Origin of the sequence: Streptomyces sp., from assembly GCF_019510245.1 — a bacterium.
In the GTDB taxonomy this organism is placed as follows: Bacteria; Actinomycetota; Actinomycetes; order Streptomycetales; family Streptomycetaceae; genus Streptomyces.
Genome location: NZ_JAEKKT010000142.1, coordinates 14491 through 27647, shown reverse-complemented (window position 1 = coordinate 27647; position 13157 = coordinate 14491). Strand labels below are relative to the sequence as shown.

Sequence of the window (13157 nt, the reverse complement as noted above, 5' to 3'; positions counted from 1 at the left end):
CCCACTCCCACTCCACTGGTCGGGCACCGGCTGCCCAGTCTAAGGGCTGCTCCTCGGTCACCGCGGTGCGGTGACCGGCCGGTCAGCGGTGTGCGGTTGCGGTGGGCGTGGGCTCCGGGCCCTCCGCGCGCAGCGAGCGGTGGCCGTGGGCGGGAGTGGGGCCGGGGGTGGGTTTGCCCGCGGCCTCGGTCACCGGCTTCTTGGCGTGGTGGAGGGGCACGACGTCCTGGGGGAAGGTCAGCTGCCCGTTCATCCACTTCAGGGCGGCGGGCATCTCCCGCACCCAGGTCGGGAAGTTGTGGCTGCCGTTCTCGGGGAGGATGGAGACGACCCGCATGGGCGCCTTGACGGCCTTGATGAAGGCCTCGGTCTGCGCGTAGCCCTTCTCGCCGTGCTTGCTGTTGGCGACCAGGACCGACACCTGGGGCACGGGCAGGTGCTTGAGGCGCCACATCAGGTCGTGGCCGTCGATCCGGGCCTGGCGGCCGGGACCGCTGCCGAAGAGGTTGCCGGTGGTGGGGTCGTCCTTGACCCGGTAGTCGGGCGACAGGGCGGCGGCCGTGGTGTAGACGCCGGGGTCGCGCATGGTGAGCTGGAGGGCGCAGCTGGCGCCGGAGGAGTACCCCATGACGCCCCAGGAGCTCGCGTCGTGGCCGGCCCGGTAGACGGACTTGACGGCGTCCGGGAGGTCCTTGGCCAGGAACGTCTCGGTCTGCGGCCCGCCGGGGACGTCCACGCACTCGGTGTCGCGCGGCGGGGCGATGGTGGGCCGGATCATCACGATGATCGTCGGCTGCATCTGGCCCTTGCGCTGGAGTTCGCCCGCGGTCTGCGAGACCCGCAGGTGCTGGGCGAGGTTGTAGATGCTGCCCGGGTAGCCGCTGAGCGCGACGATCACCGGGAACCGCATGCGGTGGTACGCCTTCTGGAAGTACTGCGGCGGCAGATAGACGAAGGCCGGGTCGACCACGCCGGTGCGCCGGCCGATGATCTTCACGGACTCCACCCGGCCGACGGTCGCGGCGGGCCCGTCGGGCAGACCGCTGACCCTGCTCAGCTGCTGGTCCCCGGCGGGCTGCACGAGCGACGCCCCGCGGACGCTGCTTATGCCGTTCACCGAGCCGCCGCCGTTCCCGCCGGCCGCCTGGGTCACGCCGACCGGAGCGGTGTCGACGTTCCCGAACAGCTCGTTCCAGGAGCCGAAGAACTGGTACGACGAGTTCACCGCGCAGGCGAACGCCGCGACGATCGTCACCTGTGTCACCGCGACGGCCCCGAGCCGCCCGAGCACCTGCCACAGCCCCGGCCTGGCGAGCCGCGGCCACAGCCAGACCAGCAGCGCCACACACAGGGCGGCCAGCGCCGCCAGCGCGTATACGGTCGTTCGACTGGTCAAACCCATGTCACTCAGTCCCTGTTTTCCCTGCCCGTACTCCGTTGCTTCCGCACAGGAGGAGGGCGGAAGAGCCTTCCGCGTTCCGTAACGAGGGATTCAGGAAGAAGACATGACCTGTTACGCCATGTCGGGCAGCAGGACCGCCGCCGTGGAGTGACGGACGTCATTGACACACCCGATCACGAGGGTTGTCATGAACACATGCAACTGACCGGGCGCCGAGCGCTGCTCGACGCCGCCCGGGTCCAGGTGGCGGCCCGCCCCGGACTGCTCCTCCACGGCCCCGCCGGCATCGGCAAGTCCGCGCTCGTGGCGGCTCTCGCGGCCGAGCCGGCCGCCGGGACCGTCCTGCACTGCTCGCCCGCCGAGGCGGACGCCCGGCTGCCCTTCGCCGGGCTCGTCGACCTGTTCGCGCGGATCCCGGAGAGCCTCCTGGAGAACCTGCCGCCGGAGCCCCGGGCAGCGCTGCGGGCGGCCCTGCTGCGCGGCGGCGGACCGGCGGACGACCGCGGCCTGCTCGCCGTGCGCGTCGCCGTCCTCGGCACGCTGCGCGCCCTGGCCGCCGCGGCTCCCGTGCTGCTCGTCGTCGACGGCCTGCAGTGGCTCGACGGGCCGACCGCCGAGCTCCTCGCCTTCGCGGTACGGCGGCTCGACGACCCCGGCATCCGGATGCTCGCCGCCGAGCGGGTGCCGGACGGCGGCCGGCCCGAGCGGCTGCGCTGCTGCCCGCCGGGCACCGTCGAACTCCCGGTACCGCCCCTGACGGACGGCGAGACCGCCCACCTGGTCCGCACCCGCGTCGGCGCCGACCTGCCCCCGGCGATGCTCCGGGCGATCCTGCGGACCGCCGCCGGAAACCCCTACTACGCCGAGGAGTTGGGCCGCGCCGCCCGGACGGCCCCGCCGTCCGCGGGGTTCGGCGCGCTGCCGCCGGTGCCCCCGGCGCTGCGCACCCGCCTGCTGGAGCGGGCCCGTTCGCTGCCGGAGCCGGTGCGGCGCACCCTCCTCGTCGCGAGCGCCGCGGCCCGCCCCAGCCTCAGCCTGCTGCGTGCCGCCGGGCTCCCGGACCCGGCCGCGGACCTCGCGGAGGCGGAACGGCTCGGCATCGCGGCGGCCGATGCCGACGGGGCCGTACGTTTCCACCACCCCGTGCTGCGCGCGGCGGTGCACGCCGACGCCTCGGAGCACGGGCGGCGGCAGGCGCACGCGCTGCTGGTCCGCGCGGTGCCCGAGCCGGTGGAGCGGGCCCGCCATCTCGCGCTCGCCCACCCGTACGAGGACGAGGACACGGCCCGCACCCTGATGGCGGCGGCAGGCAGCGCCCGCCACGACGGCGCCCCCGGCACCGCCTTCGAGCTGGCCGCCCTCGCCGCCCGCCGCACCCCCGCCGACCGCCCGGCGGAACGTGCCGAACGGCTGCTGGCCGCGGCCGAGTACGCCTGCGACGCCGGTCGCACGGAGGAGGCCGGTGAGGCCGCCGGAGCCGTACTCGCCCGGTCCTGCTCGGCGGCACAGCGGGTGCAGGCCCGGCTGGTCCTGCTGCGCGGCGCCGGGCAGGCGCTGGAGGGCGCCGAGGACCTGATCGCGGACGGCCTGCGGGACGCGGCCGGTGATCCGCGCTCCGAGGCCCGGCTGCACCACTGGGCCGCCGTCCGGGGCCTGCTGTGCGGTGAGTTGGCCGAGGCGGCCGAACACGCCCGGCAGGCGGCCGCGACCGGCGACACCGGCACCAGGATCGACGCCCTCGCCACCCTGGCCCGAATCCAGTCCCTGGCCGGAGACCCCTCCGCCGCCGACGCCGCCCTCACAAAGGCCCTGACCCTGCTCCACCGCAACCCAGCAGCGCCCTGCAGGGGCGCGGGGAACTGCGCGAACAACCACGACGCCACCGCACCCGACACACAGCATGTCGCGGCAGCCCCCCAAAGGGGCGCGGGGAACTGCGCGATCGGCCACGACGGCGCCGCGGTCGACGCACGGCAGATCGCGGCACCCACAGATGTCGCGGCACTTGCAGCAGACCGCTTCGGCGGACCGGAGAGTCGCCGGCTGATCCGGATGCGGGCGATCCTCGCCCTGGACTCCGACCGGGTGACCGAGGCCCGCGAGCAGGTCGTGCCGCTGCTCGCCGCGACCGGTGAGCCCGCGGGAGCCGAGGAGACCGTCGCGACCCTGGTGGCGCTGACCCGGATCCAGGTGCGCGCCGGGCACTGCCGGGAGGCGCTGCGCAGCGCGGCCCGCTGCGCGCGCACCCTGCCCGAGGCGGCGCCGGCGCTCTACGCGGCGGCCCTCGCCGCGACCGCCGGCGGCACCGCCGAGGAGGCCCGGCAGCTGGCCGCACAGGCGGTCCGCGCCTCGGAGGCCGACGGCGACCGGCTGTTCCTGCTGCGCGCCCTCGCCGTCCTCGGCCAGGCCGAACTCCTCGGCGGCGATCCCCGCGGGGCGGCGGCCGCCGCCGAAGCGCTGCAACGCGTCAGGGAACTCGGCGAGGCCATGTGCGCGGCCGACCCGCCGCTGCTGCACTGGTACGGCGACCTGGCCGAGGCCCTGGTCGTGCTCGGCGAGCCGGAGGCGGCCGAGGCGGTGCTCCACGACGCCCGCGCGCGGGTGCCGGACGGGGCACCCGGCAGTGTCCTGGCGGCACTCGACCGGGCGGAGGGGCTGCGCGAGGCGGGGATCGGCCGGGCCCGGGAGGGTGCGGTACGGCTGCGCACCGCCGTCGACCGGCTGCGCCGGCTCCCGCTCCCCGTCGAGCTGGTGCGCACCCTGATCGCACTCGGCGCGGTCGAGCGCCGCGCCCGCCGCCGCAACGCGGCCCGCGAAGCGCTCGCCGAGGCCCTGGAGACGGCGACCCGGATCGGCGCGGCCCCGCTCGCGGCCCGGGCGAGGGACGAACTGGCCCGCCTGGCGGCCGGGGAGCGCGGCGGCGAGGCGGGCGCGGCCGGGCCCGACCTCACACCCACGGAGGCGCGGATCGCCGAACTGGTCGGCGGCGGGGCGACCAACAGGGAGGTCGCCGCCGAACTGTTCATCAGCGTCAAGACGGTCGAGGGCACGCTGTCCCGGGTCTATCGCAAGGTCGGCGTCCGCTCCCGCACCGCGCTGGCGCACGCGATGGCGGTCGCCGTCATCGCCTCCGGCGCGGCGGTGGACACCGGCGACGACGACCAACCCGCGCCCACCGCACAGACGGTGACGGTCAGCCAGGCCGCGCGGGCCCGCCTCCCCCGTCCGCTGGACACACGCCGTTGACGTGACACAGGCAGTTAACACGCAACGCAAGGGTTCCCCCGCTTACGGGGGTGGGGCCGCAGTTCCTACGGTGATCCCGTTCCGCTTCCGGAACACTCCCCACCCCCCACCGTCCGGAGGAACTTCGGTGAAGTCACGCCTGAAACTGCTCGGTCTGGTCGCCGCGCCGGCACTGATCACGGCGGTCGTCCCCGCCGCCTACGCGGCCGACGCCCCGCACACCGCCCGTGCCGCCGTCGCCGGTGACGTCCTGCCCGGCCTGAAGCACGACGCGTCCCGCACCGGCGAGGTCGCCGCGGGCAAGCGCATATCGGTGGCGATCAGCCTGACGCCCCGAGGCGGCAGCGCCCTCGACACCTTCATCGCGAAGGTCAGCGACCCGCACTCGGCCGCCTACGGGCACTACCTGAGCAAGCGCCAGTTCGCGGCCCGGTTCGGCCGGACGGACGCCGAGGTCGAGCAGCTGAAGGACTACCTGCGTGCGCAGGGCGTCACCGTCGGCAAGGTGCACTCCGGCAACCTGCTGGTCGACGCCAGCGGCACCGCCGCCCAGTTGCGGAAGGCGTTCGGCACCCGCCTGTCGACCTGGAAGGACGCCACGACGGGCCGCTCCTTCTACGCCAACGACAGCGCGCCGACGCTCCCGTCCTCCCTCGCCGCCATCGTCAGCGACGTGGCCGGCCTCAACAACCGCGTCCAGCTGCACCACCAGGCGACCCCGCACACCGTCTCCCCACACAACGGCCCCGGCGGCGGCTACACGCCGGCCCAGCTCAAGGGCGGCTACAACGTCTCCGGCACGTACACCGGCAGCGGCCAGAAGATCGCGCTCCTGGAGTTCGACGGGTTCCAGCAGTCCAACATCACCAAGTACGACACCAACTACGGCCTGGGCTCGCCCACCCCGACCGTGTCCCAGGTCGACGGCGGTTCCGGTGCGCTCGGCGACGGCCAGGTCGAGGTCGAGCTGGACATCGAGGTCCTGCACGCGATCGCCCCGAAGGCGAACGTGACGGTCTTCGAGGGCCCCAACTCGGACGCCGGCGAGGTGGACACGTACCAGGCCATCGTCGACAGCGGCATCCCGACCACCTCGATCAGCTGGGGCGCGGCCGAGTCCGCCCGCACCACCTCCAACATCAACGCGGTGGACGCGGTCTTCAAGGCGGGCGCCGCCGAGGGCCTCGGCTTCTACGCGGCCTCCGGTGACGACGGCTCCGACGACGCGGGCGACGGCGGCACCTCCGTGGACTACCCGGCCAGCGACCCGTACGTCACGGGCGTCGGCGGCACCAAGCTGACCGTCACCTCGTCCAACGCGTTCAGCAAGGAGGTGGCCTGGTCCGGCGGCGGTGGCGGCAAGTCCTCCGTCTTCAAGATCCCGAGCTGGCAGACGGCCGTCCAGAAGAGCGCGGGCGGCGGCTACCGCCAGGTCCCGGACGTCTCGGCGCACGCCAACCCGAGCCCCGGCGTCTCCATCTACTCGCAGGGCTCCTGGTCCTCGGTCGGCGGCACCAGCGCCGCGGCCCCCGAGTGGGCGGCGTTCGCGGCCCTCTACAACCAGCAGGCGGCGGCGGCCGGAAAGGCCAACCTCGGCTTCGCGAACCCTGCCCTCTACGCGGCGAGCGGCACCGGCTTCCACGACATCACCAGCGGCAGCAACGGCGCCTACTCCGCGGCCACCGGCTGGGACTTCACCACCGGCTGGGGCTCGTACAACGCCTCGACGCTGGCGTCCAAGCTCCTCGGCTGACAGGCGGGGCCCGGGCCACCGTCATCGGGTGCGGGTGCGCTGTGGCGGGTCGCGCAGTTCCCCGCGCCCCTGACGGGGCCTTATCTGACGTCGACGAAGTCGCCGGCCGCCGTGGCCGGGCCGGTGGTGGCGGTGCCGGCGAAGACGAACCGGAAGTAGCCGTCGGCCTTGGCCTTGGTGGTGGTCCTCAGCGCTCCGGCGCTGCCGCTGGTGACGGTCTTCAGGGTGGTGTAGGTGCTGCTGCCCTTCTTCCGGAACTGCAGCTTGACCGCCTGCCCCTGGTAGCCGGTGTAGCTGCCGCTCTCCCAGTTCGCCCGGCTCAGCCTGCCGGTGACGGTGACGGTCCTGCCCTTCTTCACCGGCTCGGGCGAGGCGTTCACCGTGACCTTGGCCAGCCGCTTGATCCGGGCCGTGCCCGCGGCGTCGATCTCCGTCCAGTCGTCGGTGCGGTCCTGGGCCCCGGCGAGCACCTTCCAGGTGCCGGCGAGGCCGTTGTGGTCGAGGTCCCGCGCGGCGTCCACGGCGATGCTCACCGTGCAGGCCGAGGTGGTGGGGTCGGTGGCCGACACCGTGCAGGTGCCCGTCGGCGGGTACAGCGGCAGGTGGCCGTCCTCGTCGTCGGTGTTCGGGCCGTGCCACAGGTAGGCCCAGGACGCGGCGACGCCGTCCGGGTCCGTCGCCGTCCAGGTGATGGCGACGGTCTTCCTGGTGGTCAGGCCGAGGACGATGTCCTTGCCGCCGTTGACCACGACGTGCGAGAACACCGTGTCACTGGGCGCGGCCCGGTCCGCCGCCCGGGCGGCTGCCGGGAGCACCGACGCGGTGAGGGCGGAAAGGCCGGTGGCAAGGGATACGGCGGCGACGGCCGGGCGGATGCGCATGGGATCCCCCTTCGGGATCGGCGGCTCGCCGCCTCCGTACGGCGAGTCCTGATGCTGTGTCACGTTCGCTAGACATGCGAAGGACGGCCATGGTTGCCCCGTTGTTCCCACCGTGCTCACGGAGGGCCGGCCGGGGCGCTCGGCCCCGAGGGGCTCAGGACCTGCGCAGGACCCGGTTGGCCCCCGCCACGACCGTGGACGCGAGGACCCAGCCCACGCTGACCAGGACGACCACCGCCCACTGCATGGCGCCGTGGGAGCTGTACGACCGCTCCTGGCCGAAGTCGACCACCGGAAGCAGCAGGTCGAGGGTGTACACGGCCGGCTGGAAGTCCGGGGGCGTGCCGTCGCCGTACGGAAGCGGCGGCCAGGCCGCGAACAGCACGGTGCCGACGGTGAAGAAGACGGCGAGCAGCAGCACCGCGCGCAGCGGCCGGTACCCGTAGCCCACGGTGAGGTCCTGGAGGAGGCTCCAGATCCGGGCCGGCCAGGCCAGGGTGGCCCGCCTGCGGCGCTGTTTGGCGAGCAGGACGAGACGGGCGTCGGCGTCCCGGCCGTGGCGCCGGTAGTTGGCGGCCAGTTGCTCGTAGGGCTGCGGTGCGAAGCCGGCCGGGTCGCGGTCGAGCCAGGTCAGCCGGCGGTGCCCGGGCAGCGCCGGCTTGGTGCTGTCGTAGGCGAGGCCCTCCAGGACCAGCGAGCGGGGCCAGCCGGCGGGGTCGTCGCGGAGCACGCCGATCCTGGTGTGGCTGAGGTCCACGATGCCGTGCGGTGCCTCGCGGGGCTTCAGGGTCAGCTCGGCGGCTGCGGAGCGCCGGCAGATCAGGGCCCGCTCCCCCGCCGGGACGTCCAGCAGGGCGTTCTCGAAACAGAGCCGGGCCCGTACGGTGATGCTGCTGAGGGAGATCCGGCCGTGCGCGGTGAGCCCGTCGCAGCAGTTGAACTCCGCACCCACCTCGATGCCGTTGGCCCGCAGGGCGGCGGCCCCGTCACGGCCGGTCAGCTCAGCGCCCTCGAAGAGGGCCGACCCGCCGACCCGGGCGTCGCAGAGGTCCACGGTGCCCTCCGCGACGAAGCCGTCCCGGCAGTCGAGGTCGCCGCCGACATGCAGCCGGTGGGCCCTGAGCGCGGTGCCGGCCGGATGGTGCAGTTGGGCCCGCCGCAGCACCACGCTGCCCCGCACCGCGGTGTCCCGCATGTCGACGCTCCCCCGCACGGCGAGCCCCGAGCCGGCCTGTATGTCGCCGCCGACCGAGGCGCAGAGCAGTTGCAGGGCGGGGTCGCCCGGTGCGTCGGGGCCGGTCAGGGTGGCGTCCTCCAGATGCAGCGAACCGCCTATCGAGGCGCCGTAAAGGTTGATGCCCCCGTCGCTGGAGAACCCCCGGTCGAGGTAGAGGCCGCCGCCCACGGTCAGTTCCGGAGCCTGGAGGCAGGCCCGGTCGCCCTGCAGCCGGGCACCGCGGAAGCCGAGGGTGTCCTGCACCCGGGAGCTCATGAGCCGGACCGGGCCGGTGCACACCAGTCCGGTCGCCGAGAAGTGCTCCTCGACGGCGAGCGACTGCGCGTAAACCGCCGCGGCGCCGTCGGGCGCGTGCACCGTCGAGCGGTCGAGCAGCAGGCGCGTACCGACGGTCAGGGAACGGAGGTCCAGGGTGCCGTCGAGGGTGCAGCCCACGAACTCGCACTCCTGGCCCACCCGCGCCCCGGCCGCGCTCAGCCCCGGCAGGGCACAGTCCTTCAACTGCAGGACACCGAACTGCCCGCCGTCGAAACAGGGCACGTCGTCGAAGCGGCACGAGTCCAGGCGGATCGCGCCCTGGACGGCCGCCTCGGCCAGGTCGAGGGTGCCGGTGATCCGGGCGCCGCGGAGCCGGAGCCGGGCCAGCCGCCCGGGCACCGGGCGCGGCGCGGCGACGAGCAGCCACCGCAGGGTCTCGGCCCGCACCTCCGGCACGTCCTCGCACCACTCGCCCCGCCGGTACGCCTCCCACAGCCGGCGCTCGTGCGCCTCCCAGCCGTCCGGCGGGTCGTCGTCCGACACCCTGTGATCCCCCTCCACACGTTCCCGCACGCGGCTGCGAAGCAGGACGTTGCTACCCGAGGGAGAGGGAGATCACGCCTGCGAACCGCCGCGGCGGCAAGGACGGTTGGGGTCAGGCGGGCCTCGCCGCCACCCCGCACCGCCGTACCCGCCGCGGTCGTCCGCGGGTCCGCGGGGAACTGCGCGCCCGGCCACGACGCCGCCGCAGCCGACCACGGCGGCCATCCCCCACCATCGTCCAGCCATCCCCTACCACCGCCGCCACCACCATCGTCCAGCCATCCCCTACCACCACCGCGCAGCCACCACCCAGCCATCCCCCACCCCTCACCGCCACCCAGCCATCCCCCACCTCTCACCGCCACCCAGCCATCCCCCACCCACCATCCCGCCACCGCCACCGCCCGCACCCGCACCCGCACCCGCACCAGCCACCCGCCCTGCCAAGACCAGTCACCCGCACCCACAGGCGATATACCCCAAGAAGACGCCTCTGTCGTCGCTTTCCATGTTCTGCCCCCGATGGGGCGTTCCCGGCTGTACCTCTGGCAGCACGCGTCGAGGCAAGGGGGGACGCATGCAACGCGCAGGGCGTTGGGTTGTGGCGGTGTGCGTGGGGGCCGGTTCGTTCGTGGGCTGTCTGTGGGCGGCTCGGACCGCGTCGTTCGGGTTTCTGCCCCGCGCGGAGGCCGACCGGTGGGTGGTGGCGACGGCGTTCGCGACGACGGTGGCCGCGCTGGTCGGGGCGGCGGCCGGGTGGTGGGCGGGGGCGGGGGCCGAGGGAGCCGGGGCCGTACGGCAGGCCGTCACGGCAGCGGACGACGCCCGGGTCACCCAGGTCGCGGGGCACCGGCACCCCGGGCCCGGCGCTCCCGCGGAACGCCCCGGAAGGCTGGCCCAGCGCGTCAGGGCGGCGGGCAGGGCCCGGGTCACCCAGGTCGGCGGGGACGACGGCACAGCAGGTCCCGGGCGTGGTGACCGGTAGGCGCAGGGCCGCGCAGGCACAGGCCGCCGCAGCCTCCGGGCACGGCCACGTCATCCAGATCAGCGGCAGCGGGAACCACGTCTGCGCGTCCGGCGCCGCGGACCGGTCACCGGTGCTGCACCTCCCGGCGGAGCCGACACTCCTGGCCGGCCGGGAGAAGGAGGCCGAGGCCGTACTGGCGCTGCTCGCCCCCGTGTCCCGCGGCCGGCCCGACGCCGTCGTCTCGTTGCTGTCCGGGCTCCCCGGCATCGGCAAGACCGCCCTGGCCCTCCATGTCGCCCACCGGGCCGTGGCCCGGGGCTGGTTCCCGGGCGGCGCGGTCTTCCTGCACCTGCGGGGCTACGACCCGGCCGGACCGGTCGGCGCGGACGAGGCGGTCGGCGCGCTGGCACGGGCGCTGTGCGTGGAGGACGCGAGGACGCCGGACGAACAGACGGGACTTTGCCAGGCCGCGCTGAACCGGCTCGCCGACGAGGACAGGGCGGTCCTGCTCATCGCCGACGACGCCGCCGACGCCGCACAGATCGAGCGGCTCGTACCCGCCCGCTCCGCGCACCGGCTGCTGGTGACCTCCCGTCACCTGCTCACCAGCCCCGCCTTCCAGCCGCGGCTGATCGGCCTGGACGAGCTGACCCCGCAGGGCGCCGCCGACCTGATCGCCGAGGCGCTGCGGCACGCCCGGCCCGACGATCCGCGTCCGCGGCGGGAGGCCGACGCGCTGGCCGAGCTCGCCGGACACTGCGGCCACCATCCGCTCGCCCTGCGGATCGCCGCCTGCCTGCTCACCACCGACGCGGGCCGGTCCATCGCCGCCCTCGCCGCCGACCTGGCCGACGCCCGGACCCGCCTCGACGTGCTGAGCTTCGAGGACGGCGGGCACACGACGGCGGTCCAGGCGGCGTTCCGCCTCTCGTACCAGCGGCTGCCACCGCACCACCGCCAGCTGTTCCGGCAACTCGCCCTCAGCCCCGGCCCGGACATCGGCACGGACGCCGCCGCGGCACTCGCGGGCCGGTCCCGGGGGCGGACCCGGGACTCCCTGGCCGCGCTCGCCCGCGCCGGACTGCTGGCGGAGCAGCCGGTGCGCTCGGGTCGCTGGCGGATGCACGACCTGCTCCGCGTCTACGCGGCCGCGCTGGTCGAGAAGGACAGCGCCAAGTGGCGGGACGCCGCGTTCACCCGGCTGCTGGCGCACTGCGGGAAGCTCGCACGCGCGGCCGACGCGCATCGGCACACCCACGACGACGGGCCCCTGCCGGGTGACTTCCCGGACCGTGCGCACGCCATGCAGTGGCTGGAGGCGGAACGGGCGAACCTGGTGGCCCTCGTCACCCGGGCCGCGGCCACCGGGCACCCGCATGCGGTGCTGGACCTGGAGGAGCACATACGTCTGTTCCTGCTGGAACGGCGCACGTACGCCGGCGAGGCGGTGACCGCCGCGCAGCACGCCGTCGACAGCGCCCGCGCGATCGGCCACACCTGCTGTGAGGCCACCGCCCTGGAACACCTCAGCCAGGCCCTCGGCGACTGCGGACGACTGCCCGATGCGGTGGAGGCCGCCGCCAGGAGCCTGGACGTCGCACGGGGCCGCGCCGACCGGAAGCGCCAGATCACGGCGCTGCACGTGCTCGGCACCTCGCTGCGCCGTGCCGAGCGGTTCGAGGAGGCCGTCAAGGCCCATACCGAGAGCCTGGCCCTCTGCGAGGAACTCGGCGACCGGGACTTGATCGGCAGGGCGCTCGTGGGCCTTGCCGACACGCTGCGCGACCGCCAGGAGCACGAGGAGGCCGCCGGCCTGCTCACCGAGGCCGTACGGCACTTCACCGAGACCGGTGACTGGCATGCCGAGGGCCTCAACCTCCTCGGGCTCGGGGACACGCTGCTCGCGTTGAAGAGGTCGGACGACGCCGTCGCCGCCTACCGCCGCGCCCTCGCCGTCTACCAGGAGCGCGGCGACGAACACCACCAGGCCATCGCCATGCAGCACCTGTGGACGGTGAGCGACATGGACCCGGAGGAGGCGGTGGACAACTACGAGAAGGTCGTCGCCATCTGCCACAAGGTCTGCGACCGCCCGCTGGAGGCCCTGGCCCTGAGAGCCCTGGCCGACCGGCTCCAGCGGCTCGGCCGGTACGACGAGGCCGTCACGGCCCACCGCAGGGCGGCGGCCATCCACGAGGAGCGCGACGAGGAGACCCAGTTGACCGGCGTACTCCGCGACCTGGGCAGCGCCCTGTGCGCGGCCGGCCGGTTCACCGAGGCCGCCGAGGTGCACGAACGGGAGATCGCGCTGTTCCAGGCCCGCGGTGACCTGCACAAGGAGGCCGAGGCACTGGAACGCCTCGCGACGACACTGCGCAGCGGGCGCCGGCGGTCGCGGGCCCTGGAAGCCTCCGCCGCGGCGATCGGCCGCTACCGCGAACTGGAGGACACCTGGTGCGAGCGGAGGGCACTGGGCGGCCTGGGCCTGCCGGTCCGGGACGCGCCACGGGCCGAGCGGACCATGGCCGCGTACCACTGGGTGCTGTCCGGCCTGCCGGAGAACGACCCGCGCGGCCGGGAGAGCGTGATCCTGTTGGCCGTCGCCACCGCGCAACGGCAGGCATGGCGCGTCACCGACATGTTCTGGTCGTTGACGAGCGCGTTCGGGATCGTGCGGCGGGACGACCAGGAAGCGGAGCAGTTCAACGATGCTCTCTTCCACCTGGCGAAGGCCTCCCTCCGTCCGGGCCCGGTCCGCACCGCCCTGCGGAACCGGTACCGCCGTCCGACCGCCTGAGCCGCAGCCCGTCACATCCCGCCGTATCCCACGCCCGTCCCAGCGGCACTCCGTCCCCGCAGGTCACCGGCGT

Annotated in this window: 7 protein-coding genes; 4 read left to right on the top strand and 3 right to left on the bottom strand. The window is 74.5% G+C overall.

Annotated elements, in window-relative coordinates; translation table 11 throughout:
• Window positions 1-82 precede the first annotated feature (82 nt).
• The gene (locus JF597_RS23630) at window positions 83-1402 is read right to left on the bottom strand and encodes an alpha/beta hydrolase-fold protein (RefSeq protein WP_293998087.1); all 1320 of its coding nucleotides are present in this window, start codon (window positions 1400-1402) and stop codon (window positions 83-85) included.
• Between the two features lie 195 nt (window positions 1403-1597).
• On the opposite strand from JF597_RS23630, the gene JF597_RS23625 reads away from it, so the two are divergent.
• Both JF597_RS23625 and JF597_RS23620 read left to right on the top strand, forming a co-directional pair.
• Window positions 1598-4648, top strand: coding sequence for a helix-turn-helix transcriptional regulator (locus JF597_RS23625; protein ID WP_293998084.1), 3051 nt, complete (start codon window positions 1598-1600; stop codon window positions 4646-4648).
• 127 nt (window positions 4649-4775) lie between these two features.
• Complete coding sequence (locus JF597_RS23620; RefSeq protein ID WP_293998081.1) at window positions 4776-6401, top strand: S53 family peptidase; 1626 nt, start codon at window positions 4776-4778, stop codon at window positions 6399-6401.
• An 80-nt stretch (window positions 6402-6481) separates the two neighbouring features.
• On the opposite strand, the gene JF597_RS23615 is transcribed toward JF597_RS23620, so the two are convergent.
• Both JF597_RS23615 and JF597_RS23610 read right to left on the bottom strand, forming a co-directional pair.
• On the bottom strand, window positions 6482-7282 hold the full coding sequence (locus JF597_RS23615; RefSeq protein WP_293998078.1) for a hypothetical protein: 801 nt from the start codon (window positions 7280-7282) through the stop codon (window positions 6482-6484).
• Between the two features lie 154 nt (window positions 7283-7436).
• Complete coding sequence (locus JF597_RS23610) at window positions 7437-9320, bottom strand: hypothetical protein (protein ID WP_293998076.1); 1884 nt, start codon at window positions 9318-9320, stop codon at window positions 7437-7439.
• Window positions 9321-9897: 577 nt separating this feature from the next.
• Here JF597_RS23610 and JF597_RS23605 point away from each other — a divergent pair.
• Both JF597_RS23605 and JF597_RS23600 read left to right on the top strand, forming a co-directional pair.
• The gene (locus JF597_RS23605; protein ID WP_293998073.1) at window positions 9898-10305 is read left to right on the top strand and encodes a hypothetical protein; all 408 of its coding nucleotides are present in this window, start codon (window positions 9898-9900) and stop codon (window positions 10303-10305) included.
• Window positions 10292-13084: a tetratricopeptide repeat protein gene (locus JF597_RS23600; RefSeq protein ID WP_293998070.1), complete on the top strand. Its 2793-nt coding sequence runs from the start codon at window positions 10292-10294 to the stop codon at window positions 13082-13084. The genes JF597_RS23605 and JF597_RS23600 overlap by 14 nt, the downstream gene beginning before the upstream one ends.
• Window positions 13085-13157: the final 73 nt, after the last annotated feature.